The organism is Enterococcus viikkiensis (assembly GCF_005405345.1).
Classification (GTDB): Bacteria; Bacillota; Bacilli; order Lactobacillales; family Enterococcaceae; genus Enterococcus_A; species Enterococcus_A viikkiensis.
This window is the reverse complement of the sequence record NZ_BJDW01000016.1, coordinates 1-24,919: the sequence shown is the minus strand read 5'-3', so window position 1 is coordinate 24,919 and position 24,919 is coordinate 1. Positions and strand designations below refer to the sequence as shown.

Annotated in this window: 22 protein-coding genes and 1 other RNA gene; 19 read left to right on the top strand and 4 right to left on the bottom strand. The window is 38.9% G+C overall.

Going from position 1 to position 24,919, the window contains the following annotated elements:
• The first annotated feature begins 532 nt into the window (after nucleotides 1–532).
• The 4 genes from FFM67_RS08865 to gad all read left to right on the top strand — a co-directional run bounded on the left by FFM67_RS08865 (nucleotide 533) and on the right by gad (nucleotide 5,140).
• Complete coding sequence (locus FFM67_RS08865) at nucleotides 533–1,171, top strand: hypothetical protein (RefSeq protein WP_137614207.1); 639 nt, start codon at nucleotides 533–535, stop codon at nucleotides 1,169–1,171.
• Nucleotides 1,172–1,214: 43 nt separating this feature from the next.
• Nucleotides 1,215–1,913 carry a helix-turn-helix domain-containing protein gene (locus FFM67_RS08860; RefSeq protein WP_137614206.1) on the top strand — a complete coding sequence of 233 codons (699 nt, stop codon included), beginning with the start codon at nucleotides 1,215–1,217 and terminating at the stop codon, nucleotides 1,911–1,913.
• 281 nt (nucleotides 1,914–2,194) lie between these two features.
• On the top strand, nucleotides 2,195–3,706 hold the full coding sequence (gadC, locus tag FFM67_RS08855) for a glutamate/gamma-aminobutyrate antiporter (protein WP_137614205.1): 1,512 nt from the start codon (nucleotides 2,195–2,197) through the stop codon (nucleotides 3,704–3,706).
• 33 nt (nucleotides 3,707–3,739) lie between these two features.
• The gene (gad, locus tag FFM67_RS08850; RefSeq protein ID WP_137614204.1) at nucleotides 3,740–5,140 is read left to right on the top strand and encodes a glutamate decarboxylase; all 1,401 of its coding nucleotides are present in this window, start codon (nucleotides 3,740–3,742) and stop codon (nucleotides 5,138–5,140) included.
• A 135-nt stretch (nucleotides 5,141–5,275) separates the two neighbouring features.
• Here the strand turns inward: gad and FFM67_RS12445 are convergent, their stop codons facing one another.
• Both FFM67_RS12445 and FFM67_RS12440 read right to left on the bottom strand, forming a co-directional pair.
• Nucleotides 5,276–5,788 carry a hypothetical protein gene (locus FFM67_RS12445; protein ID WP_246042968.1) on the bottom strand — a complete coding sequence of 171 codons (513 nt, stop codon included), beginning with the start codon at nucleotides 5,786–5,788 and terminating at the stop codon, nucleotides 5,276–5,278.
• A 90-nt stretch (nucleotides 5,789–5,878) separates the two neighbouring features.
• Nucleotides 5,879–6,763 (bottom strand): helix-turn-helix domain-containing protein, encoded by an 885-nt coding sequence (locus FFM67_RS12440; RefSeq protein ID WP_246042967.1) that lies wholly within the window; start codon nucleotides 6,761–6,763, stop codon nucleotides 5,879–5,881.
• A 644-nt stretch (nucleotides 6,764–7,407) separates the two neighbouring features.
• Here FFM67_RS12440 and pflB point away from each other — a divergent pair.
• A complete protein-coding gene (gene pflB / locus FFM67_RS08840; protein ID WP_371851581.1) occupies nucleotides 7,408–9,705 on the top strand; it encodes a formate C-acetyltransferase in 2,298 nt (765 codons plus the stop codon).
• A gap of 179 nt (nucleotides 9,706–9,884) precedes the next feature.
• Entirely contained in the window at nucleotides 9,885–11,294 is a 1,410-nt protein-coding gene (locus FFM67_RS08835) for a L,D-transpeptidase (RefSeq protein WP_246042966.1), read from the top strand.
• A gap of 81 nt (nucleotides 11,295–11,375) precedes the next feature.
• On the opposite strand, the gene FFM67_RS08830 is transcribed toward FFM67_RS08835, so the two are convergent.
• Nucleotides 11,376–12,032, bottom strand: coding sequence for a Crp/Fnr family transcriptional regulator (locus FFM67_RS08830; protein WP_137614203.1), 657 nt, complete (start codon nucleotides 12,030–12,032; stop codon nucleotides 11,376–11,378).
• Nucleotides 12,033–12,283: 251 nt separating this feature from the next.
• Between FFM67_RS08830 and FFM67_RS08825 the strand changes: the two genes are divergently transcribed.
• Together FFM67_RS08825 and FFM67_RS08820 are read left to right on the top strand one after the other, a co-directional pair.
• Nucleotides 12,284–12,574, top strand: coding sequence for a hypothetical protein (locus FFM67_RS08825; RefSeq protein WP_170178019.1), 291 nt, complete (start codon nucleotides 12,284–12,286; stop codon nucleotides 12,572–12,574).
• A gap of 13 nt (nucleotides 12,575–12,587) precedes the next feature.
• Nucleotides 12,588–13,820, top strand: a complete 1,233-nt coding sequence (locus FFM67_RS08820) for an MFS transporter (protein WP_137614202.1) — start codon at nucleotides 12,588–12,590, stop codon at nucleotides 13,818–13,820.
• Nucleotides 13,821–13,881: 61 nt separating this feature from the next.
• Here the strand turns inward: FFM67_RS08820 and FFM67_RS08815 are convergent, their stop codons facing one another.
• Entirely contained in the window at nucleotides 13,882–14,700 is an 819-nt protein-coding gene (locus FFM67_RS08815; RefSeq protein WP_137614201.1) for a hypothetical protein, read from the bottom strand.
• A 305-nt stretch (nucleotides 14,701–15,005) separates the two neighbouring features.
• Between FFM67_RS08815 and FFM67_RS08810 the strand changes: the two genes are divergently transcribed.
• From FFM67_RS08810 to ffs, 11 genes are all read left to right on the top strand, one after another.
• On the top strand, nucleotides 15,006–16,052 hold the full coding sequence (locus FFM67_RS08810) for an aspartate-semialdehyde dehydrogenase (RefSeq protein ID WP_137614200.1): 1,047 nt from the start codon (nucleotides 15,006–15,008) through the stop codon (nucleotides 16,050–16,052).
• Nucleotides 16,053–16,288: 236 nt separating this feature from the next.
• The gene (locus FFM67_RS08805; protein ID WP_137614199.1) at nucleotides 16,289–17,968 is read left to right on the top strand and encodes a ribonuclease J; all 1,680 of its coding nucleotides are present in this window, start codon (nucleotides 16,289–16,291) and stop codon (nucleotides 17,966–17,968) included.
• 84 nt (nucleotides 17,969–18,052) lie between these two features.
• Nucleotides 18,053–18,298 (top strand): MJ0042-type zinc finger domain-containing protein, encoded by a 246-nt coding sequence (locus FFM67_RS08800; RefSeq protein ID WP_246042965.1) that lies wholly within the window; start codon nucleotides 18,053–18,055, stop codon nucleotides 18,296–18,298.
• Between the two features lie 144 nt (nucleotides 18,299–18,442).
• On the top strand, nucleotides 18,443–19,870 hold the full coding sequence (locus FFM67_RS08795; RefSeq protein ID WP_137614198.1) for an MFS transporter: 1,428 nt from the start codon (nucleotides 18,443–18,445) through the stop codon (nucleotides 19,868–19,870).
• A gap of 136 nt (nucleotides 19,871–20,006) precedes the next feature.
• Nucleotides 20,007–21,338, top strand: a complete 1,332-nt coding sequence (locus FFM67_RS08790) for a DRTGG domain-containing protein (protein ID WP_071861494.1) — start codon at nucleotides 20,007–20,009, stop codon at nucleotides 21,336–21,338.
• A gap of 14 nt (nucleotides 21,339–21,352) precedes the next feature.
• Nucleotides 21,353–22,303: a DHH family phosphoesterase gene (locus FFM67_RS08785; protein WP_137614197.1), complete on the top strand. Its 951-nt coding sequence runs from the start codon at nucleotides 21,353–21,355 to the stop codon at nucleotides 22,301–22,303.
• 142 nt (nucleotides 22,304–22,445) lie between these two features.
• On the top strand, nucleotides 22,446–22,769 hold the full coding sequence (locus FFM67_RS08780) for a zinc ribbon domain-containing protein YjdM (protein ID WP_137614196.1): 324 nt from the start codon (nucleotides 22,446–22,448) through the stop codon (nucleotides 22,767–22,769).
• A 117-nt stretch (nucleotides 22,770–22,886) separates the two neighbouring features.
• Entirely contained in the window at nucleotides 22,887–23,600 is a 714-nt protein-coding gene (locus tag FFM67_RS08775; RefSeq protein WP_137614195.1) for a zinc metallopeptidase, read from the top strand.
• A gap of 180 nt (nucleotides 23,601–23,780) precedes the next feature.
• On the top strand, nucleotides 23,781–24,116 hold the full coding sequence (locus tag FFM67_RS08770; RefSeq protein ID WP_137614194.1) for a hypothetical protein: 336 nt from the start codon (nucleotides 23,781–23,783) through the stop codon (nucleotides 24,114–24,116).
• Nucleotides 24,117–24,260: 144 nt separating this feature from the next.
• Entirely contained in the window at nucleotides 24,261–24,764 is a 504-nt protein-coding gene (gene tadA, locus FFM67_RS08765) for a tRNA adenosine(34) deaminase TadA (RefSeq protein WP_137614193.1), read from the top strand.
• Nucleotides 24,765–24,791: 27 nt separating this feature from the next.
• Nucleotides 24,792–24,874: signal recognition particle sRNA small type (ffs, locus tag FFM67_RS08760), an RNA gene on the top strand.
• Nucleotides 24,875–24,919 lie beyond the last annotated feature (45 nt).

The following is a 24,919-nucleotide window of genomic DNA, read 5'->3' as shown; positions in this document are numbered from 1 at the left end:
AAAAATTAGATATTTCGTAGACTAAAAAACATTTTAAAAAAAAGGTTTCTTTAAAAATTACTATGCTGTTGATTTATTATAAAAAATATTTTATAATTTTTTGAAAATAGATGTATAATAAAACATAAATATCATTTGTTTGAAATAAAAATAATTATTATACTTTTTGGGTTAAATCAGGACTATATTTTTTTAGTGATTATATAACTGGGGTTATCGAAAGAGTCTCTCATGAGAAAATCGAATATTCTCAATAGACTATTGATTCAAATATCGAAAAAAATCTCTATTCTTTGATTAGTAGAAGCTTCCCAGATAGCACTCTATTTTTTTATAGTGAGGTTGATTCTGTTCTATTAAGAAAAAGGACTAGCAAAGATAGTCAGAAAATTGTTCGATAATAAGTGAGAAAATAAGTTTTTCTACTATAGAATAGTGCAGTGTCGCTTCTATTTTTTACTAATAGATAGTCAAAAAATACATATCATAGAAAAATTGTAATAGAAAATTAGGATGAAATGAGGAAGAGAAATTGGGGGATTGGAACATCTCTAAGCTAAAAGAACAGTCAATCCAACAATTAAATGAAAAAGTTGAATCATTGGAAATAGAGAATGAGCAACTAACCGAAGAAGTAGAGCGATTGACAGGAATAAGCAGTGCGCTAGAAGAGCAAACTTCTGCTTATCGTAGTCATTGCAAAGGATTGAATAGCCAGTTAGAAGCAATGAATGAACGAGTTTTAATAGCTAAAGTTGTCTATCACAGCAAGGACAGTTTGAAAAGGCGGAGCCTTATTTTGAAGCAGCCACAAGCATTTGTAGATAATACTGAGCAGGACAGCTTACAAGAAAAGTACGATCAACTTTTAGAACAATACATGTACTTACAGGAAAGAAACGAGGAATTGTTCCATTGCTTGTTTTCGAAGGAAGAGCAGGCTGCACTAGAGTTATTTATTCGTGAAGATGCTGCTGATAAGCTGCTGGAAGCGACGACTTTGAGCCGTAGAATCATCCAAAGTGCAGAAGAAAAAGCGCGAATAATTGGATTGAACTTAAAAAATCAATTGATGGAAATCATTGAGGGAAAGAATGAGCTGCCTCGGGAAGTCATAGATGAGATAAAAAAAGGCATTCGTTCTTTAGAGATAGATCAGTGGGACCATTGATGGTTGAAAAAGTGAGTAAAAAGGAAGATGGGAGTGATGAAAGATGAAAAAAGTGATTATTCTGACTAGAAATATTATTATTGAGCAGGATTTTCAAAATGAATTGCAACGACTGGATTACGAAGTTTTTGTCCTAAAAGAATTTTTTGCTGCGGATAAGCCGCAATATTTTGAGGAGATCTTATCTCTTTTTGATATTGTGATTTTTAGTGAAACGTTGACGAATCAGGAATTTACTGATATTTTACCGATCGTACTTGAAAAGGAATTACACTATTTGAGAAGAACAGATGAACCAGTACCGAATATTGATGACAATCATTGTTTGTCGATTGAGTGTACCTTGACGGAATTGCGTGAGTTTTTATTGTTAGGTGATAAACGTCAAGGCCAGTCAGAAACGATTTCCAAAGGCTTGGTTCGTCAATCGGAGCAGAAAAAACAGGACTTGGTGCTTTTTTACAGTTCATTAAATAATATCGAGAAGAAAATTATCTCGGCGCTTGCTGAAGGTGCCGGTAAAATTATTTCAAGAGATGAGCTATGTAATAAGGTTTGGAATCATGAAGTGAGTAAGTCCCGCCTCGTACAGATGTCAACCGCTGTAGGGAATATTCGTAAGAAAATCGCTCATGCTCATATTGATAACGTGCGGATCATTACGTACTGGGGAAATGGGTATCGGTTACATGATGTTCCCAATGGATTAATGAATGATCATATTAGGGAATATAGTGTATAAAATAAAAAGGCTTTGGTCTTCTCCTAAATTGGGAGAGGATCGAAGCTTTTTTTGTTTTAGCAAGCCTGGCTCAGTTAATGGAGCACCAGCGTTTATTTTTTATTTTTTTAAACTTTCGTGCTTCAACTTAAAAAAGTAAGGAAAAAAACGGCCTAACTGCTGACTATACTAATTCGTGTAAGAAAGAAGGTGCTTAAAAATGTTTAGTCAGTGTGTATCAATGTCTTTTCCCTGAAGCCAGTCAACAATAATCATGTAAAAAAAGGGAAAGAAGCGGTTCTATGGATCAGAAAAAATTAACTTTATTTGGCTTTTTTGCATTGACGGCCTCGATGGTTTTAACCGTATATGAATATCCAACATTTGCAACTTCCAAGTTGCACCTAGTGTTCTTTTTATTGCTAGGTGGAATCTTATGGTTTTTACCGGTAGCTTTATGTGCGGCTGAGATGTCTACGGTAGAAGGTTGGCAGAATGGTGGGATCTTTAGCTGGGTTAGCCAAACATTAGGCGAACGATTTGGATTTGCGGCCATCTTTTTTCAATGGTTTCAAATCACAGTGGGGTTCGTCACGATGATCTATTTCATTCTAGGAGCATTATCATATGTATTGAATGTTCAAGCATTAAATACGGATCCTTTACTGAAATATATTGGTCTCTTGATCATTTTCTGGGGACTGACCTTTTCACAATTGGGTGGAACACAGCGGACAGCGAAAATTGCGAAAGCTGGCTTTGTGATTGGAATTCTTATTCCATCCGTAATTTTGTTCGGATTGGCAGCAGCGTATTTCATCGGTGGCAATCCAATAGAGATCGCTATTAGTAAAAAAGCCTTTATTCCAGATTTTTCGCAAGTGTCGACACTCGTAGTTTTTGTGTCATTTATCTTGGCTTACATGGGCGTTGAAGCATCAGCTTCCCATATTAATGAGCTGGAAAATCCAAAGAAAAACTATCCGTTAGCTATGATTCTATTGGTTGTTTTAGCGATTACCTTAGATGCGATTGGTGGTTTTTCAGTTGCTGCAGTGATTCCCCAAAATGAATTATCGTTAAGCGCTGGAGTGATCCAAACGTTCCAATTATTGATTTTGCATTTTAACAGTCATTTAGGTTGGCTAGTGAAAGTTATCGCGTTGATGATTGCTTTTGGTGTAATGGGAGAAGTAAGTTCTTGGGTAGTCGGGCCTTCTCGTGGGATGTTTGCAGCTGCACAACGGGGGCTGTTACCCAACTTCTTGCGTAAAACCAATACTCATGGAGTGCCAGTACCGTTGATTATGATTCAAGGAGTGATCGTAACGATTTGGGGTGCGGTACTGACCTTTGGTGGTGGCGGAAATAATTTATCCTTTTTAGTCGCCATCTCCTTGACCGTAGTTATCTATTTGGTCGGGTACTTATTATTCTTTATCGGATATTTCGTACTCTTGTATAAAAAGAAAAATTTGGAACGCTCTTATAACGTGCCGGGAAAAACAATCGGAAAGACAATCATTGCTGGTGTCGGACTACTATTATCAGTTTTTGCTTTGCTAATTTCTTTTGTTCCACCCGCATCAATTGCAAAGAGTGAGGACCGAACCTACCAAGTCATACTATTGATAAGTTTTGTAATCACAGTGATTTTACCGTTTATTATTTACGAGCTACATGACAAGCAAGGTCATAAAAAGTTGGAAGAACCCGTTCATATGAAAGCAGGAGATATGAATGCAGCGGTTTATCCAGCAGCTCGTGGTGAACATGAAATCGTCCAAAAAGAAGAACATACATTGAAACATTAACTAAGACAAAAAGATTTTTAGGAGGATATAGATATGTTATATGGAAAAGAAAATCGTGATGAAGCAGACTATTTAGAACCAATTTTTGGATCAGAAAGTGAACGAGTTGATTTACCTAAATATAAATTGAATCAAGAATCTATTGAGCCGCGTGTCGCCTATCAATTGGTACAAGACGAAATGTTGGATGAAGGGAATGCTCGTTTAAACTTAGCTACTTTCTGCCAAACGTATATGGAACCAGAGGCAGTTAAGCTGATGAGTCAAACGCTAGAAAAAAACGCTATTGATAAATCAGAATATCCTCGTACGACAGAGATAGAAAATCGTTGTGTGAATATGATTGCCGATTTATGGCATGCTAGTGAGCAGGAAAAATTTATGGGAACATCAACAATTGGGTCCTCCGAAGCCTGTATGTTAGGCGGGATGGCGATGAAATTCGCTTGGCGAAAACGGGCAGAAAAGTTAGGGTTGGATCTTAATGCGAAAAAACCAAATTTGGTCATCTCATCTGGCTATCAAGTCTGCTGGGAAAAATTCTGTGTTTATTGGGATGTTGAAATGCGGGAAGTACCGTTAGATCAAGAACATATGTCGATCAATTTGGACAAGGTAATGGACTATGTTGATGAATATACGATCGGAATCGTTGGGATCATGGGTATCACTTATACAGGTCGCTACGATGATATTAAAGGGTTAAATAATCTAGTTGAAGAATACAACAAACAGACGGATTATAAGGTTTACATCCACGTTGATGCAGCATCAGGTGGTTTCTACGCTCCCTTCACTGAGCCTGATCTAGTTTGGGATTTCCGCTTGAAAAATGTGATTTCGATTAATTCTTCTGGTCATAAATATGGATTGGTTTATCCTGGTGTGGGTTGGGTGCTATGGCGTGATCAACAATATTTACCTAAAGAATTAATCTTCAAAGTCAGCTATCTAGGTGGTGAACTACCAACAATGGCGATTAATTTTTCTCATAGCGCAGCCCAATTAATCGGCCAATATTATAATTTTGTACGTTATGGATTTGACGGCTATAAAGCAATTCATGAACGTACACATAACGTAGCGCTGTATTTGGCAAAGGCGATTGAAGAAACAGGATTATTTGAAATTGTGAATGATGGGGCTCAATTACCGATTGTCTGCTACAAATTGAAAGAAGATGCAACTCGTGAATGGAATCTGTATGATTTGGCGGACCGTCTCTTAATGAAAGGGTGGCAAGTCCCTGCTTATCCGCTTCCTAAGAACTTGGATCAAGAAATCATTCAACGGCTGGTCATTCGTGCTGATTTTGGGATGAACATGGCGTGTGATTATGTTCAAGATATGCAAGAAGCAATTGATGCATTAAATAAAGCACATGTTGTCTACCATGAAAAAACTGAAATCAAGACATATGGATTTACTCATTAATAAAGTAAGGGAGCTGGGATATTATATAATCCCAGCTCCCTTACTTTATGGATAAACGGTGGTCTAGAAGTCGCTTTTTCGTAAATAAGCCGAAATTTCACAAAAATTTGTGGCGTAATTTTCGGAAGTCCCGTCTTATGTCTCGAAGCCGAACACTTCTGTCCCAACCTCCTTTTCAGTCGGATGCATAAGTTGATTGATCTTAATACACGTTTCGTCGATTGTTTGAAGCGAAACAGGGAAGATCAAGGTGTTTTCACTGCCTAAATTTTGTTGGTAAAGGGCGCTATCGCAAACAATAATACGTCTTGAACAAAAGAATACATCATCGATTACGTCATGTAAGGTGTGATAAATCATAGTGCTAATGACAAAATGTCGTTCATCTAGCAAATCACTTAGATGTTTCTGATAATATAAAAAATTGAAGTCAGAGGGTGTGACGATATATAATTCGATTTTTTGTTTGAAAGTATTTTTCCGTAATAGATCAAGAATCAGCGTCATTTTACAAATGAGGTTTTCGTTCCATTGAATATTTGTGCAACAAGTGTCTGACCATTGATTCAAGACCTGTTTAATCTCTTGATACGTTTGTAATTGATGCCTATCTTTCAGATAGATTAAATCTGGTTGAAATAGTTGCAAATTGGCCCAAGTGGAGCGAATAAAAGGAAGAAAAGCTTTTTTTAGTAACAGTTCATTTTCTGCTGGAATCTCTAAGGAAGAACGGAGTTGTTAAAGCAATTGTTCAATTTCAGGATAACGTTTGATATGATTTTGGTACACAACTTCAAAATCCTTCTGAAGCAACTCGTAATTATTGCAGGTATAATTTCGTGCGTTGAAGAGTGAATAGATAAAATACAGCTCCTCTTCGTTTGTAAAAATAGACGAAGTTAACTCGTTTACGCCGTTTTGCAATAGCGCAAATAAAGGTGTTTGCTGCGCCATCTGCTTTTCCTCTTCAGAGAAGTGAATGGCAAAGCACCGTGCGCGCTGGCTGCTTAGTAAGATACCGGAGATGATAATTGCTCGTTCATTTTCAGGATACGCTCGAGCAAAAAAATGTTCTTCTACATAAGTAATTAATTCCTCTGCGGCGTGTGCAATCATTTTGTTAAAGGGGATTGTTGAAATATCGCCTGTGTATCGCGAAATGGCTAACAACAAGTAGCGAATGTCTTTTTCAGGAAAATCAATGGCGTGAGGAGAATAAGGATACCCTAGTTCCTTTGCGAAGCTAAAAATATCTTTACGGATTTGGTAAATTTTACTAGTAGAAAGAAATTCTTTTTCTGCAATTTCCGACCAATGGGTATTCCCCTTTAAATACTCATTTAATACTCGTAAAAAATCTGAGCGCCGATAAATTCGCTGCGTTAGTTCTAACAAAGGATAGATAGAATCAAAAGCAATAAAACAGGTGTCTCTTGTTCGCTCAAACGTAGCAATTTCCTGTCCGAAAGTTTCCTTTAGTAGATCTAGGTCATTGTTGATAGTCATGGTACAAGCGTTTAATCGTTCGGCCATTAGTTGGATCGAAATTCTTTTTTTCTGATACAACTGTTGGCAAAGATAGACTTGGCGAAAAATATTTTTTTCAATATACCTTTTTAACATAAAGAGCCTCCTGGATGGACAAATACATATGGTTGATATTGTATACCAATTTAACTCCTTTAGGTATTTTTACAGGTAATATCTTGTCATTTTTTTAGAGATAGAAATAAAATAATTAAGATCAGCCGATTTTATTTGCTAAATAGCTATATATTGAATAATTTAAATTATTTTTAAGTAATAATGATTATTGAGAACAAAGCTCTTTATAGCAAAGTGTTTTACTAGCAACGCTCTTTTAACAGTATTTTGAATAACAATATTTTTGCATTTTTAGTGAATTAGAAGGAAGTACTAGAATAATGAGATTAAATTTTCTTAAATCTTTTTTTCTTTTTATGAGAGTTTGTGGTTTATAAGATTCACAAACGCTTCTGTAGCAGTCATCTGTTTTTTGGTTTTACCTCTGTCAGGGAAATGTGTTTTGATGAGCAAAAGAGACGTTCAATGAGATTCTGTCTTTCTCAATTACGTCTTCTGTTATAGTGAAAACTATAACAGAAGATAGTTAAAATTAGAATAACCGTCATTATTTTAAAAGATTTTCCGGTATACAGAGAGTAAAAAAGCCCTTTCTTAAAACTGTTACCTTTGTTATAATCATTTTAAATTAGCTTGAAACTATTTAACAAAGGAGTGTTCTTATGGAAACTACTACAATGGATAAAACTGTTAAACAAACAACTTCACCTTGGGAAGGATTTAACGAAGGACGTTGGCAGCATGAGGTTAATACGCTAGATTTTATTAAACGAAATTATACAGAGTACAAAGGTGATGACAGCTTTTTAGAAGCCGCAGCACCAAGTACGGAAAAATTATGGGAAAAACTACAAGAACTATTTGAAGTACAACATAAAAAAAATGGCGTGTACGATATGGATAGTGATGTTCCTGCAACGATTACTTCTCATGCACCCGGCTACTTGATTAAAGAAGAAGAAAAAATTGTTGGCTTACAAACAGATGTACCATTGAAACAAGCATTCATGCCTTTTGGTGGTATTAATATGGCCAACAAAGCATTAGAATCAAATGGCTATGACGTGGACGACGAAATGTCATTCATTTTCAATAAATGGCGCAAAACACACAACCAAGGAGTGTTTGATGCTTATACAGATGAAATGCGTTTAGCGCGTAAAAACAAAATTATTACTGGTTTACCAGATGCTTACGGCCGCGGTCGAATCATTGGTGACTACCGTCGTGTTGCATTATACGGCATTGATTTCTTAATGAAAGAAAAGAAAAAAGATTGGAAAAATGTCGGCAGCAAAGTTATGACAAACGACGTGATCCAATTACGTGAAGAAGTTTCTGAACAATATCGCGCATTGCTAGAAATGAAAGAAATGGCTGCCAGCTACGGCTACGATATTTCAAAACCAGCGGCTAACGCACAAGAAGCAATCCAATGGTTATACTTTGGGTATCTTGCGGCAATTAAATCACAAAATGGTGCGGCAATGTCAATTGGTCGGATCTCTGCCTTCTTAGATATTTATATCCAACGGGATTTAAACAATGGCGTGATCACAGAATTTGAAGCACAAGAAATGATTGACCATTTGATCATGAAATTACGTATGGTGAAATTTGCTCGGACGCCTGAGTACAACCAGTTATTCTCAGGTTATCCAATTTGGGCGACACTGTCATTAGCAGGGATGAATATGGACGGCTCTTCATTAGTAACGAAGAATGATTTCCGGATCTTACACACTTTGACAAATATGGGGCCTTCACCAGAACCAAACTTGACGGTTTTATATTCGTCTCATTTACCAGAAGGTTTCCGTACTTATGCAGCAAAAGTTGCGAAGGAAAGCTCTTCGATCCAATTAGAAAACGATGATTTATTACGTCAACACTGGGGCTCAGATGACGCAGCGATCGCTTGTTGTGTGTCTGCAACAGTGATTGGGAAAGATATGCAATTTTTCGGCGCCCGTGCCAACTTAGCCAAAGCAGTGCTATACGCGATCAATGGTGGCGTTGACGAAATGACTAAGATGCAAGTTGGGCCGCGTTTCCGTCCGTTAGAAGGCGACAGCATCGACTTCAACCAATTTATGGATAGCTACAAGGATGTTTTGGATTGGTTAGCTGAATTATACGTGAACACCTTAAACGTGATTCACTACATGCATGATAAATACGCGTATGAAGCACCACAATTAGCCTTAATGGATACAGACTTGAAACGGACTTTCGCAACGGGGATCGCTGGTATTTCTCATGCGACAGATTCATTAATGGCGATTAAACACGGGAATGTAAAAGTAATCCGTGATGAAAATGGCTTAGCGATTGATTATGTGCCACAAAATGAATTCCCAACTTACGGAAATGACAACGACGAAGCGGATGAAATGGCGAACTGGATTCTTGAGTACTTCATGACGCAAATCAAACGTCAACATACGTACCGTGAATCAACACCAACCTTGTCATTGTTGACCATCACTTCAAATGTGGTTTATGGTAAAAATACTGGGAATACTCCAGACGGACGTCGTGCTGGTAAGCCATTGGCACCAGGTGCGAATCCAAGTTATCAAGATGGCAAATTCTTAGGCGAGAAAAATGGCTTATTGGCTTCATTGAACTCGACAGCAAAATTAAATTATTCTTGCGCACAAGACGGTATTTCTGATACCCAAACCATCAACCCAGGTGCCTTAGGCCGGACAGATGATGAAGCGATGCAAGTGGATAATTTACGTCAAGTTTTAGATGGCTATTTTGACAAAGGCGGTTACCACTTGAATGTCAATGTCTTTGGCCGTGAATTGTTGGAAGAAATGGATAAAGATATCGACAATCCAAAATATGCTAATTTCACGATCCGAGTATCAGGTTATGCGGTTAAATTCCGCGACTTAACACCAGAACAACGTCGTGACGTGATTTCACGGACAGACCACACAAAGATGTAATAACCAGTTTTGTATGAAGTAAATTTTAAAAAGCGATTTTGAATCTCATAGCAGATTCAAAATCGTTTTTTTTTTACCAAAAATACTAAATAATATTAATTATTAAGATTTTTGAATAAAATAAAGCTCGTTCGTTTTATAATAGGAATAATTAATGGACATAAAGCGGGTGAATATGATTGGAGGAGTATGAAAATAAACGGGTGTTGGTGATTGTTGGGATCGTTGCGGGGGCAATGATGTTTTTTTGGTTAATCTATCTGTATTTTGGCTCGCATTTCTTCTTTGGTTCGACCGTGGCGAATGTTGAAGTAGGCGGACTTTCAGTTAGTAAGGCGGCAGCAAAAGTAAAAGCAGAAACGAAACAAGTAGAAATAAAAATGGTTGAGAAAAAGCAAACGCGAAGCATTCAACTTATTACACCGTATTCAATAACTAATGACTATCTAAAAAAGAATATTCGTAAAGGACAGCTTAGTCTGCCGATAAAAAAAGATGCACAAAAACGAGTGATTGACGCCGTCAACCAGACAACTTTTCCGTCCGGGAAAATGGCGGGAAACGCGAAGGTCATTTATCAAAATAAAAAGTTTACTATTCAACCGGAAAAAAAGGGGAACGCCATCGATTCATCACACATCAAAAAGAAATTATGGAAAGACCTGAAGAAGGGTGAATTACGGGCAGAATATGCCTTGAGCGACTTTTATCACAAAGCAGAAGTAACGACTAAAGACTTAGAAAAAAAGAAAGTCCTTCAGAAACTCCAAGCATTGACTGATCGAAAAATTAACGTGAAAGTGACTAAAAAAAAGATTCCTGTGACGCCACCGATAGTGATTGGGCTGATCGATGACCAAGGAAATTTTGATGACGCGCAGATCACTCAATGGGTGGCGAATTTGGAAAAAGAATATTCAACAATTTACAAAAAGGTAACCTTTACGAATGTTCATGGGCAAACGCTGCGCTATAAAAATGTTGGGAACTACGGTTGGTTTATTGACATCAAACAATCAGCAAAAAAAATGCGAGAAGAATTGAAAGAGCCAAAGACCAGTGAAATTTCGCTGGTCATTCAAGGGGAAACGAAAAAGCAGCCATTGCACATCACTCAGAATTATGTAGAAGTGGACTTAGACAATCAAAAAATGTATTGCTTTAACAAAGGCGAGATAGTGGTTGAGACGGATGTAATTACTGGCCGTTACGCTAAAGGTACCGCTACGGTTCCAGGGTTTCATACAATCATGGATAAACGGCGGAATGTCGATTTGAGTGGGGTATTGACGACTGGCGATGGCACGTACAGTGTACCGGTTGATTATTGGCTGCCGTTACTAAGCTATGGACAGACCATTACGGAAATTGGCCTTCATGACACAGACCATAAGCGGAACTATTTTGGGCAACCGGGTGCGTTCAAAACGGATTTAGGGAGCTATGGCTGCGTCAACATACCCAAGGTTGAAATGGCAAAAATATCTAAATATAGTTTTATTGGGATGCCGGTTTTTATTTATGGACATAGTTATGATGAAGCGCCGGGAGAATTTGATAAGCCAGTGGAATACGGAACGGAGATTTAAAAAGTTCAACCAAGAAATGCTCCTCTTATTGTCTAGTTTTAGGAGCGTTATTCTGGTTGAACTTTTTTTGTATAAGTATCTTTAAAAAATAATATTGTCCTTAATTAATTCAATATTTTTAACTAATATTTTTCGGTTGTGCATCTTTATTGCGCCACAACTCTTTAACTGATTCATGATACGGCTGACACTACTTGCCGCATTGATCCCGCAAAAATGGGCAATATCTTCATTTGTGACAACAAAATCAATCAAAACCCCTTCATGTACTTCAATTCCAAATTTGTCATATAAATCATAGATTTGGGTACAAACGGCGCCGAATTTCCCATTCATCAGCATTTGCTGAGTACGCTTCATGGATTTCATCAGACGTTCACGATAATAGTTTTTAACATAAATTTGCAGATCAAAATTCTGATTAATGTCTTTCCAAAATTCGACACGATCGATTTGATAAAGTTCTGCTTTGGGTGATTCTACGCGAATATTGAAGGGAGCGTCGATAAATTGAGAATATTCGTCCTTTAATATTGAGACTACTTCGAGATCGTTAATGTATTCTAAATTGAATTCTCTGCCGTCTTTTGAGATGACACTGGTTTTGATCACGCCACTCTTTAAAATGTAGACGTGGTGATCTTGAATTCCTTCATAGAGTAAATATTTTTTGTATTCTTTCGTGACGATAGGGAAATTTTTTTGTGCTAAGTAGTCTGTTAAGGCTATATTATTCAACTTTTCTGTATTCCTTCCGTTGTTTGCTGAGATTATCATATCATATGCACAGATTAGTTTTATAAAAAAATATGTATAGAAAAGATATTAACAAATGTTAATGTCTTTTTTTGCTAGGATTTTGCAAAGACTTTTCCTAATATGAAAACTGATTTTTTCTTTTCTTTTTATCCGTATAATCGGTCAGGTAAGTCAAACAAACCAACTATTCTAGTCGCTAGAATGTTTGGAATTATAAGGAGTGGTTATCTATGAACAAATGGACATACGCAATGATCGAACGGTTGGAATCAGCTTATAAGGTTCGGTTTGATAAAGAAGCAGTGTTGATTTTTTTAAACGATGCGTATCAAAATGCCTTAATGTTAAGAAGCGAGGAACTACGAGAACAAAATGATCGCTATGATGCTTTTTTAGAAGAGTTTGATCATACCCGGGACTTGTTTGTTAGCCAAGCAGTCGACCGGTATCCGTCGAATTATAACAAAGTCGCAGAAAAAATTTCTGATTTAAAAAAATTAAGTGAAAGCTTCGCGTATTAGACGAAAGTAGGGAATGACAATTAAAGAAAAAGAAAAGCTATTTAATAAAGGATTTATTACGATTACATTGATCAATTTTGTCGTATTTTTAGTTTACTATTGTTTTGTTGTAATCACGGCTAAATATGCGACGCAAAGCTTAGGCGCATCAACAGCCCAAGCTGGTTTTGCAGTAGGAATTTATATCATTGGAACCTTATTGGCACGTTTATACATTGGAAAAAAATTGGAATTATTCGGTCGTCGAGCGGTCTTACGCTACGGTGCATTGTTTTACCTGATTACAACAGCAGCTTATTTAATCAGCAGCAATATTCTAATTTTAGACGGCGTTCGTTTTCTGAATGGATTTGGTTACGGGGCGGTTTCTACGGCAGCCAATGCGATTGTTACGGCTTATATTCCGGAAGCTAAATACGGAGAAGGAATCAATTACTACGGATTGAGTACCAGTTTGGCTGCCGCCATCGGTCCCTTTATCGGGTTGCTACTTTTACCGTTAGTCGGCTTCAAAGCCATCATTATCCTTGCAGTGGTACTTGCCTTTATTACTTTGCTTGCGTGCTTAAAATTTGATGTCAGCAATATTGTTTTATCGGAAGAACATCGAGCAAAAATTAATACCTTTAGTTTAGAAAGTTTTATTGAGTTAAAAGTAGTATTCATTGCTGGAATAGCATTTCTGATTGGGATAGCCTATTCAAGTGTCTTAGGCTTTTTATCAATTTATGCCGATCAATTACACTTAGCTACAACAGGGGCTTTCTTCTTTGTTGTCTATGCATTGGTAGTAACACTGACAAGACCGATGTCAGGCAAAATTTTTGATAAGCATGGGGAAAATGCGGTGATGTACCCAAGTTTTATCTGTTTAACGATTGGTCTCATTCTTTTGGCTATCGCTAATAATGCACCAATTCTGCTGATCGCAGGTGCATTTATCGGCCTGGGCTATGGAACATTTATGGCTAATGGTCAAGCAGTTACTTTAAAATTAGTTGATAAGGCACGAATCGGAGTGGCTTTATCTACGTACTTCATTGGTCTTGATTTAGGACTTGGTGTGGGTCCGTACTTCTTAGGTGGTATAAAAGGAATACTTGGTTCATATCAGCACTTGTATATCTTTTGTGCAGTCATCCCGATAATCGTAGCGGTACTGTACATGATTTTTTATCATCCGGATAAGCCGGCAAAAATCCGCGGGGTTAAGAATACTGAAAAGAGTACGAGTGTCGCTGAATAACGATTAGGCATTAAAAACACTGAGACGGGTAGTAAAAATCGAACCTGTCTCAGTGTTTTTTTTAAATTCTATTCAATTTTTCGTTGATCAATTGTTTTAAACTAAGGTTTTCATTTAGCTTCGCGTAATAATCCGCTTGTTTCAATAATTCGATTTGTTCTCTCTGGTCGTCTTGAATGATCGCTTTTTCAAAGTAAAGCTCTTCTAAGCCGTCTGTCATGTTGACTTCCAATAACGTTTCGATGCCTTCATCGCAAATAGCACGTGCTTTCTCTGGATTGCCTCGATCAGCGAAGAAGCAAGCAGCTTGATAATAAGATGGGCCTAACTGTTTTTGAGTTTTCATTTCATCCTCCATGTGTTTGACGCGCTCAAAAAAGATACGCGCGCGCTTATTTTCTTCATTTGCTTGATAACAAGTGGCTAAGCCTTTCAAAACCAATAGTTCATAGCGTCGCTCATCATGAAAAAAGGTGTAGGCTCGTTGAAAATAATGGATGGCCTTTTGTGGGTCTTGGTTGCCGAATAAATTTGCGTAGGCACGGAAATACATTAGGTGGCCCACGATACGAGGATTCTGATAATCTATTCTTTTACCAAAGGTATCTAATAAATGTAAGACGGCTGAATATTGCTGGCGTAAATGTAGACCGCGAACAATATTTAATAAAGAATTTTCTACTAAAAGAATACGTTCTGGAAAAGCCTGTTGATAAGGAATCTCTAATGTTTTGCAAAGATCTAAAATAACCTCTAAAATACCTTCGCTGGTCTCTTCGATCACTTCCAAATCAGTTGAGGAGCAAATCGTTTCAAAGGCGTCTTTATTCAGTTTTTCTTTCTCGCGCTTTTGTCTAATGATATACCCGTTAACATCCATAGTGGCCTCCTGTGAATAACGTTTACATATTAATTCTAAATCTTTTATTAGAAAACCACAATAAAAATATTCAAAAAAACGTGTTTTTTTAATTTATTTTACAATATTTTGGCTAATAAAGTTGTTTTATGTTTATTAAATAGATCTAATTATTTCAAAAAGGAAGTTAAAAATGCTGACACTGAAAAATAGTTAAAGAATTTTTCTAATTATAAAGATTTAAACGAAGGGGGATAAACGCTTCTTGCGTTTCAGAGGGATTGTGGTAGAATATTAAAAAAATGTGAAGCGAAAGAGTGATTATGATGAGAAAAATGAATGTTGCGATTGTCGGTGCGACGGGTGCTGTAGGAACACAAATGATTAAAATGCTAGAAGACAGTTCATTACCATTGGGAGTGGTAAAATTGTTAGCTTCCAAACGTTCAGCCGGTAAGCAACTTTCATTTAAAGGAGAGCCCCAAACGATTGAAGAATTAGTAGCGGATTCTTTCGAGGAAATCGATTTAGCGTTGTTTTCAGCCGGCGGTGGGATTTCAGCGAAGTTTGCTCCGGAAGCTGTAAAACGTGGGGCAGTCGTGGTAGACAATACGAGTCATTTTCGGATGGACCCGGAAGTGCCATTGGTCGTTCCTGAGGTCAATCCTGAGGCTTTAAGGGAGCACCACGGAATTATCGCAAATCCGAATTGTTCAACGATTCAAATGATGGTGGCCTTAGAACCGATCCGCCAAGTCTTTGGCTTAAAACGAGTCATTGTTTCCACTTATCAAGCGGTGTCGGGAGCGGGAAATCAAGCAGTGGAAGAATTGAAACAACAGACTAGGGAGTATTTAGCAGAGAAACCAGTAAGTGAATGGACAGCAGATATTTTACCTAGCGGTGGGGATAAGAAACATTACCCGCTTGCTTTTAACGCGTTGCCGCAAATTGATGTCTTTGCTGAAGCAGGCTATACGAACGAAGAGTGGAAGATGATCAATGAAACGAAGAAAATCATGGCGGCTGACGGCATTAACGTCTCTGCGACGTGTGTTCGAATTCCTGTAATTACGGGACACTCGGAGTCGGTTTACATTGAAACGGAAAAAACCGCAACAGTAGAAGAAATCAAAGCGCTGATTGCTAAGGCACCTGGCGCAGTTCTGGAAGATGATCCGAGCCAACAAATTTATCCGCAAGCTTTAAATAGTGTCGGAAAAAAAGAAACCTTCGTGGGTCGCATTCGCAAAGATCCAGATGAAGAAAAAGGTGTTCATTTGTGGGTTGTCTCTGATAATTTATTAAAAGGCGCTGCTTGGAATTCTTTGCAGATTGCCGAGACGATGTATGAGATGGGCCTATTTGAATAATCAAATCTAGCTTATGACTGAGTTCAGTCATAAGCTTTTTCTTTTCTCGCTAAAGTGTGCAGCAGAACTGGCAAAAGGCCAACGAGTTCATGAAGCCTTTCTTTAATCAATGGTTTTTCAGAAAAAATCATGTATAATAGCTTATGAGTATTGGCACAGACCGTACTGATTTCGGGGTCTGAGCACGCTGAGACGAAAGAGAACATAAATAAAAGAGAACTAGAGAGGTGGATATTTTGAGTACAATCAAAATAATTCCTTTCAGCGGTGTACGTGAAAATGGTAAAAACATGTATGCGGTTGAAGTGGATAATGATATTTTTGTCCTAGATTGCGGACTGAAATATCCAGAAAATGAACTGTTAGGGATCGATGTTGTGATTCCTGATTTTACCTATTTAATTGAAAATGCAGAGCGGGTTGCGGGAGTCTTTTTAACGCATGGGCATGCAGATGCGATCGGGGCCTTACCCTATTTGGTGTCAGAAGTGGCTGTGCCGGTTTTTGGGACTGAGTTGACGATTGAATTGGCAAAACTAAACGTAGATCAAAATGAAGAAAGCAAAGGCTTTAAGGATTTCCACGTGATTGATGAGCATACCGAAATTGATTTCGGTACCGCAGTAATCAGCTTCTTCCGAACAACACACACGATTCCTGATTCGGTGGGGATTAGTTTGAAGACGGATGAAGGAAGTATTGTTTACACGGGGGATTTCAAATTCGATCCAACAGCAATTCCGATGTATGCGACGAACTATCGTCGTTTAGCCGAGATTGGTTCAGAAGGTGTACTAGCCTTATTAAGTTCATCATCAAATGCAGAGAATGCGATTCAAGTCGCTTCTGAGCGGGAAATTGCTGGCGAGGTTTATGACACCATTAATGAATGGAATGGTCGGATCATCGTCGCTTCTGTCGCAAGTAATTTACAACGGATTCAACAAATCTTGAATGCTGCTGAAAAAGCAGGCCGCAAAGTTGTCTTGACCGGGCAAGACTTGGATCGCATCATTAAAACTGCGATGCGCTTAAAGAAGTTAGAAGTGCCAGAAGATATTTTAGTGACTATCAAAGAAATGAAAAAATATCAGCCAGAAGAATTGATTATATTAGAAACTGGTCGGATGGGTGAGCCAATTAAGTCCTTACAGAAAATGGCGAATGGATCTCATCGCAATGTGAAGATCGAAGAGGGGGATTTAGTTTATATCACGACTACTCCAACGATTGCTATGGAAACAACGGTAGCAAAAACGGAAGACATGATCTATCGAGCAGGGGGAATCGTCAAGAGCATCTCTGAAAACTTACGGGTTTCTGGTCATGCCAATCCGCGAGATTTACAATTGATGATGAGCTTTATGGCACCGAAATATTTTATTCCAGTCCAAGGAGAATACCGTCAATTAGCGGCTCACGCAAGCTTGGCCAATGAACTGGGAATTCCGTTCAAAGATATTTTTATTACTGGTCGCGGGGATGTATTGGAATATAAAAACAAACATATGAGTACCGCAGGCAGTGTTCCAGCTGATAATATCATGATTGATGGGATCGGTGTTGGAGATATTGGGAATATTGTCTTACGGGATCGTAAAGTCTTATCCGATGACGGTATTTTTGTCATCGTGGTGACGATCGATCGTAGACTGAAAAAAATTGTCTCAGCTCCGCAAATTACGTCGCGCGGGTTTGTTTATATCAAGGCTAGCCGTGATTTGATCAAAGAGAGTGCAGAAGCGACCAGCGAGATTGTTGAAAAGCATTTGCATTCCGATGATTTTGAATGGAGCAAATTGAAACAAGATATTCGCGATCATTTAAGTCGTTACTTGTTTGAACAAACAAAACGTCGTCCGGTGATCTTACCAGTGATCATGGAAGCAAATCAGCGTCGTGGTCGTCGTAAATAGACGAAAAGCTCAAACTTCTCAAGTCACCACGGACTTGAGAAGTTTTTTAATACTTTCCACTCAATTTTTTTGAGAAAAAGGAGTATGATAAGAGAAGAAGAATTGTTAGAGAGGGCTGGTCAAATGTTAGAAAAACCATTAAAGTGTCCAAACTGTGGCACCCATTTTTTTGTTGATGAAGTATTGAATGTTCAGGAGCATCCGAAAGAAGCGATGCCGGTTGAATGTCCTAATTGCCATCACGTTTATGAAACAAGAATTACGAATGGCTATTTCATGACTTTCGAAGATCGTGAAGACGGAAAATATACAGGAAGAGCGGGAGAGTAATCTCTCGTTTTTTTTTGATTTGCTTTTTCTTAAAGGAATCCAGTAAACTAGCTATGGTTCATTTTTACACGTTGACTTTTGTGGACGTCAGAGAAAAAGAGTATTCATACAAGTAATCGTTTTTTAGTGGAGGGAAATGCATTAATGAAAACATATCAAGAAGATCCGGTAGTTCAAAAAAATCGCTGGTGGATTTTAGTCTCAGTGGCGATGTTTACCTTCATGTCTACCTTAGATTCCAGTATTGTAAATATTGCCTTGCCAACGATCTCCAAAGATTTGGTCGTACCGATGAACAAAGCAGAATGGGTTGTCTCGATTTATTTGATGGTTGTCTGTGCCTGTTTGCTACTTTTTGGGAAAGTTGGTGACAGCTTTGGCAAGATCAAGGTCTATCGAATTGGAACCGTGATTTTCACTGTAGGTTCACTTTTGTGTGGTTTCAATCATTCTTTAACAATGCTACTCTTTGGGCGGGTGATTCAAGGGATCGGTGCCAGTATGACGATGGCGACAAATACCGGTATTACCACCGAAGTGTTCCCTATGAATGAGCGGGGACGAGCGTTAGGTGCGATTGGTGCCTTTGTGTCATTAGGTTCGATTGCCGGGCCGGGGATCGGTGGATTGATCCTAGCTCATTTTTCTTGGTCCTATATATTTTGGATTAACGTTCCTGTCGGCATTCTGACGATCTTAATCGGTGAAAAATTTTTACCAAAAGATATTACGATGTCGAAGAAGAAAATCGATTGGCTAGGTTTTGTAACATTTGCCATGACGATCATGAGCTTCTTTGGAGCTGTCTTTATTGGTCAAGAGGTAGGGTACATTCATCAACTACCGCTGCTTTTATTTGTCATCGCGGGGATCTTTTTTTTCTCATTTTTACAAGTGGAAAAGCGGAAGGAGAACCCTCTTTTGGTTTTCAGTATTTTGCGAAATAAGTTGTTTACTATGAGTTTGATTACGGCGCTGTTGATTTTTTCGGCCAATTTTTTTGTGAATGTCGTCATGCCATTCTATTTGCAAGATGCACGCGGTTTAACTGCCAGTTACGCTGGTTTATTGATGATGGTTTTCCCTTTTTTGATGGTTATTGGCTCCCCGCTTAGCGGCTATTTGACAGATAAAATTGGACCGCAAAGATTGGTTTTACTAGGATTGTTGCTGCTGTCTATCACTCAATTAATGTATGTTTTTATGAATCAAACAAGTCCGATCTGGTACTATGTTTTAGCAACGGCGATCATGGGAATGGGCAATGCATTGTTCCAATCGCCCAACAATACGATCGTTATGAGCAGCGTTGAAAAAGAAAATCTGGGGGTTGCCGGTAGTTTGAACTCCTTTGCTCGTAATTTAGGGATGGTTATCGGGATTGCATTATCGACAACGATTCTATATAGCGGGATGAGTGCGTCTTACGGTCAACGGGTGACAACCTATATCACGAATCGGCCAGATATTTTTATCTTCGGCATGCGAGTAACTTTTATAGCCTCTTTAGCGATCTGTGTCATTGCTTTGATGATTTCACTGTTCCGGTTTAGAAAAAGGGCAGTGAATTAAACAGCTCAATAGTACAAAAGAAGTGGATTGTTACGTGAATGGTAACGGTTGACTTCTTTTTTTTAAAGGACTCTGTTATACTAGTTTTGCTTAGCTGTACTATTATAATAGATAAATTTTAAATCGGGAGGTAACTATGGCGACAAAACACGATCTGATTTTAGAACATATTGAAAATTTGCCTGTGGGCGAGCGTATCTCTGTCCGCAGTATCGCGAAAAATTTAGGCGTTAGTGAAGGGACGGCTTATCGGGCGATTAAGGACGCGGAGAATATTGGTTTGGTCTCAACGATTCAACGAGTAGGAACGATCCGAATCGAACGAAAGCTAAAGAAAAATATCGAACGACTGACTTTTGGGGAAGTTGTACGGATTATCGAAGGCGATGTTTTAGGCGGATCCAACGGACTGGATAAGGATTTGAATAAATTTGTTATCGGTGCCATGACTGAGGATGCCATGCGACGCTATATTACGCCCGGCTCTTTATTGATCATCGGAAATCGGGAAGGGGCGCAAAAATTAGCGTTACAAGATGGTGCTGCGGTGCTGATTACTGGGGGATTTGATACAACACCTGAGATTGCACAACTTGCCGATGACTTAGAATTGCCGGTTTTAAGTACAACCTATGATTCGTTCACTGTAGCGACGATGATTAATAGGGCCTTAAGCGATCAATTGATCAAAAAAGATATTATGCAAGTCAGTGATATTTATATGCCTTTGGAGAAAACCGTTTATTTACAGGCGGGCGACACGATCTCCAACTACCATCGCCTATCGGAAAAAACGGGTCATTCACGTTTTCCTGTGGTGAATAAAAGTATGCGGCTTTTAGGAGTAGTGACGGCGAAGGATGTTTTAGGAAAAGCGGATAGTCAAATGATTGATCGGGTGATGACACGGGATCCGAATGTTGTGAAGCCTAGTATGAGTGTGGCATCAGTCAGTCACCAAATGATCTGGGATGGACTTGAAATGATGCCGGTAGTCAAGGATGATCTTTCGCTAGTGGGGATGGTCAGTCGTCAAGACGTAATGAAGGCCATGCAGTTAGTTCAACGCCAGCCGCAAATGTCAAATACGATCTCGGATCAAGTTGTTGGTGACATTGTGACAGTTGATACAGATCGCGAGGATAATCCACTGGAAAAACCGTACTTCAAATTTGAAGTTACGCCTCAGATGGTCAACAGTGTTGGCACGATTTCTTTTGGGGTCCTTAGTGAGCTAGTGGCAAATGTCGCACAGCGAAGTATTCTAATGGATCAACGGCGAAATACTTTAATTGAACAAATGAACCTACATTATTTACGTCTAATCCAATTAGAAAGCGAAATTGAGATTCATTCAAGAACATTAGAATTAGGACGGCGCTCTGCCAAAGTTGACTTGGAAGTCTACATTGATAATGTGATCGTGGCGAAAGCGATCGTGGTATGCCAAGTGATGGAGCGTTCTTAGAAAGAGGAAATGGTATGACAATTACAGCAGAAATAGTAGCAATGATTAAACAATATGATCGAATCATGATTCACCGTCACATGCGCCCTGACCCAGATGCGCTTGGTTCACAGTGTGGCTTGGCGGAGATCTTACGCGCAACCTTCCCAGAAAAAGAAATTTACCAAGTGGGTGGATCAGTAGAAGGGCTAGCCTTTTTAGCGGAGATGGATCAGGTTGCAGATGAACTCTATGAAGGCGCGTTGGTGATTGTCACAGATACCGCTAATGTCCCTAGAATCAGCGATGAACGCTATAAGCTGGGAGACAAATTAATTAAGATCGATCATCATCCCAATGATGATCCTTACGGTGATCTTTTGTGGGTCAATACTAAAGCTAGTAGTTGTAGCGAAATAATTGCAGATTTGGCATTTGCGGAAGAGTTAGTTGTAACCAAAAACGCGGCCCGTTTATTATATGGCGGGATTATCGGTGATACAGGCCGCTTTTTATATCCAGCGACGACTTCACATACCTTGCAAGTCGCAGCCAAACTGCTAGATTATCCATTTGATGCAGCTAAATTGAATCGTGAGATCGATCAGGTTTCATTGGAAGTCGCAAAGCTTTCTGGTTACCTGTATCAAAATTTAAAAATTGATGAAAATGGTGCGGGTTATGTGATTTTAGATCAAGCCATTTTGAATAAATATGGCATCAAGGATTCAGATACGGCAGCCCTCGTGCCACTGCCTGGAACGATCGATGTGGTACTTGCTTGGGCAGTCTTTGTTGAACAGCCGGAAGGGTACTACCGCGTTCGCTTACGATCAAAAGGACCGGTCATTAATGAGCTGGCAAAGCAATATCACGGCGGTGGTCATCCGTTAGCTAGTGGGGCCAATGCGAAAGATCAGGCGATGTGTCAAGAAATCTATCATAAAATCCAAACATTGTGTGAAAATTATCGCGGAAACGAATAGTTGTAAATAGAAGGAGCCGATTATTCTGGAGCCTTCTATTTTTTTGCGTTAAGATCCGTTGTTAAAATAGTTTGAGAAAAGCTTTTCAAGTCGCATTTTTTTCGATACACTAAGGATTCAGAAAAACTATTGGAGGAAGAACATGCCAAATTGTCCTATGTGTCAATCAGAATATACGTATGAGGATCGCGGTTTATTTGTTTGTCCCGAATGTGGGCACGAATGGTCGGAAAATGAGGTTGTTGAAGTAGGTCTTGTTGTGAAAGACAGCAATGGCAACCAATTGCAAGACGGTGATAGTGTCAGCGTGATCAAGGATTTGAAAGTTAAGGGTGCTTCAGGCGCAATCAAGCAAGGAACCAAAGTAAAAAACATTCGTTTAGTCGAAGGTGATCATAATATTGATTGTAAAGTCGACGGCTTCGGTCCGATGAAATTAAAATCGGAATTTGTTAAGAAACTGTAAGTTTGCTAGAGATTCTTAGAGTTGTATTCATAAAAAATTCACGGCTTTCATGGTAAACTGTAATCAGGAAACTATTCATTAGAATAGTCATTTATCTTTGATTTGAGGAGAATGTTTATGTATGGGAATGGAATGTTTTATAATTTTTTCGATCCCACGTTTTTATTAGTCATCGCAGGCTTAGTGATCTCAGGTCTGGCGTCAGCTTATGTAAATTCGACGTTTCGGAAATATGATGATTTCCGCAGCCGTAAAGGAGTAACTGGAACCGCGGCGGCAGAATATATCTTGCACAGTCAAGGGATCAATGATGTGGGTGTACAGCAAATTGCTGGAGATTTGACGGATAACTACAATAGCGGGAATAAAATGCTAAGCCTCTCAGAAGCGACCGCCCAATCAACTTCGGTAGCAGCGATTGGTGTCGCGGCCCATGAATGTGGGCATGCAGTTCAAGACGCGAAAAATTATTTTCCGTTGCGTTTGCGGGCAGCGATTGTTCCAGTCGCAAATATTGGATCAACTTTATCATTTCCGTTGATTATTTTAGGTGTATTTATGAGTTGGAATCAAACGTTGATTAATATTGGAATCTTGGCTTTTTCACTAGCGTTAGTATTCCAATTAGTGACCTTGCCGGTGGAATTTGACGCTTCACGCCGAGCCTTAGGTATTTTACGCGAAGGCGCGCTGTTAGATGATGAAGAATTAGCAGCAGCCCGCAAAGTTTTAGTTGCCGCGGCTTTGACGTATGTTGCCGCCGCCTTAGCAACCTTTTTACAATTACTGCGTTTGATTCTGCTATTTGGTGGTAATCGCAGTCGTGATTAGAAATTAAGTCACGTTTAAACTTCTTAGGGAGTTTGGACGTGACTTTTTTTTAAACCATCCTCTGGTAGATGAGCCAAATCAATTCGTTTTCTGTTTTTGCGTTCGCGCTTTCATTTACCGGTAGCTCTCATTATTGTTAATTTTAAGAGTGTGGTATCATGAAAGAAAGGAGCTGATACCATGAAAAGATCGACTAAAGTCAAAATCGGAGTGGGCGTTGTTGTAGCTGCTAGTACAGCGACAGCCGTGATTGCTTCGGGAAAAGTAATTGAAAAAGCTCGTCATGTTTCGAATCGGTATAAAGTGAAACGTTTTGTTAATGATAAGTTTGATGGCAACGAGCCGTTGCTTTCAATCGTTGACAAACTTTCAGATGATGATTTAGATAACATCATGAGTATTTTGGACAAGATTAAAAGCGGAAAAAAGCGTGTGTCTGTCTACGGGGAGTCCATCAAAGATACGACCGAAGACTTGAAAGGTAAATTGATGGATTTTGTAGATAAAATGATGTAAAAGTCGTACGGATCATCAAGTGGTGGCTATTAAGCGATTACTTGATGATCGTTTTTTTGGCGTAGCTTGCATAAATTTATTACTGCTTATTTTTTTCGGATATGCTAAAGTAGGTTAATCAATGAGCGATAGGCGAGGAAAAAAATGGAACGAGAAAGTCAATTGACGGAAGAAGAAAAAATCGTTTTTATGCGGGCGGCAATCCATGAAGCAAAGCAGGCGGAGGCGATTGCCGAAGTGCCGATTGGGGCGGTAGTCGTCTACCAAGGGGAAATTATCGGACGTGGACATAATTTGCGAGAGCATAGCCAAGACGCCACGAGTCACGCGGAAATGTTTGCGATTCGTGAAGCCTGTAAAGCATTAGAAAATTGGCGTTTAGAAGACTGCCAGCTGTTTGTTACGTTAGAACCTTGTCCAATGTGTAGCGGTGGCATGATTTTGTCACGGATTGAAGAGGTTTATTTTGGAGCTTATGATCCTAAGGGTGGAACTGCAGGCACGTTAATGAATCTGCTGACCGATGAACGCTTCAATCATCGCGCCTATGTAGAAGGCGGTATTTTAGAAGAGGAATGTGGTCAGCTTTTGACAAACTTTTTCCGCCAGCTACGAGCGCGAAAAAAAAAGACTAGCCAAATGGACTAGAGTTTGTTATACTATTTTTTGCCGAAAGGCAGGACAATGCCGGGCCTGTGAATTGTGTCAGGTCTGGAAGGAAGCAGCACTAAGTGGGATCCGGCATGTGTCTTTTATAAACCGCGTAACAGCAAGCCTGAGAGCTTGCTTTTTTATTTGTCAAA

What these genes read in the sequence shown, in the direction of transcription:
- FFM67_RS08860 (WP_137614206.1), top strand. Translation starts at nt 1,215, where the DNA reads ATGAAAAAAGTGATTATTCTGACTAGAAATATTATTATTGAGCAGGAT.
- gadC (WP_137614205.1), top strand. Translation starts at nt 2,195, where the DNA reads ATGGATCAGAAAAAATTAACTTTATTTGGCTTTTTTGCATTGACGGCC.
- gad (WP_137614204.1), top strand. Translation starts at nt 3,740, where the DNA reads ATGTTATATGGAAAAGAAAATCGTGATGAAGCAGACTATTTAGAACCA.
- FFM67_RS12440 (WP_246042967.1), bottom strand. Translation starts at nt 6,763, where the DNA reads ATGTTAAAAAGGTATATTGAAAAAAATATTTTTCGCCAAGTCTATCTT.
- pflB (WP_371851581.1), top strand. Translation starts at nt 7,408, where the DNA reads ATGGAAACTACTACAATGGATAAAACTGTTAAACAAACAACTTCACCT.
- FFM67_RS08825 (WP_170178019.1), top strand. Translation starts at nt 12,284, where the DNA reads ATGAACAAATGGACATACGCAATGATCGAACGGTTGGAATCAGCTTAT.
- FFM67_RS08820 (WP_137614202.1), top strand. Translation starts at nt 12,588, where the DNA reads ATGACAATTAAAGAAAAAGAAAAGCTATTTAATAAAGGATTTATTACG.
- FFM67_RS08815 (WP_137614201.1), bottom strand. Translation starts at nt 14,700, where the DNA reads ATGGATGTTAACGGGTATATCATTAGACAAAAGCGCGAGAAAGAAAAA.
- FFM67_RS08810 (WP_137614200.1), top strand. Translation starts at nt 15,006, where the DNA reads ATGAGAAAAATGAATGTTGCGATTGTCGGTGCGACGGGTGCTGTAGGA.
- FFM67_RS08800 (WP_246042965.1), top strand. Translation starts at nt 18,053, where the DNA reads ATGATAAGAGAAGAAGAATTGTTAGAGAGGGCTGGTCAAATGTTAGAA.
- FFM67_RS08795 (WP_137614198.1), top strand. Translation starts at nt 18,443, where the DNA reads ATGAAAACATATCAAGAAGATCCGGTAGTTCAAAAAAATCGCTGGTGG.
- FFM67_RS08790 (WP_071861494.1), top strand. Translation starts at nt 20,007, where the DNA reads ATGGCGACAAAACACGATCTGATTTTAGAACATATTGAAAATTTGCCT.
- FFM67_RS08785 (WP_137614197.1), top strand. Translation starts at nt 21,353, where the DNA reads ATGACAATTACAGCAGAAATAGTAGCAATGATTAAACAATATGATCGA.
- FFM67_RS08780 (WP_137614196.1), top strand. Translation starts at nt 22,446, where the DNA reads ATGCCAAATTGTCCTATGTGTCAATCAGAATATACGTATGAGGATCGC.
- FFM67_RS08775 (WP_137614195.1), top strand. Translation starts at nt 22,887, where the DNA reads ATGTATGGGAATGGAATGTTTTATAATTTTTTCGATCCCACGTTTTTA.
- FFM67_RS08770 (WP_137614194.1), top strand. Translation starts at nt 23,781, where the DNA reads ATGAAAAGATCGACTAAAGTCAAAATCGGAGTGGGCGTTGTTGTAGCT.
- tadA (WP_137614193.1), top strand. Translation starts at nt 24,261, where the DNA reads ATGGAACGAGAAAGTCAATTGACGGAAGAAGAAAAAATCGTTTTTATG.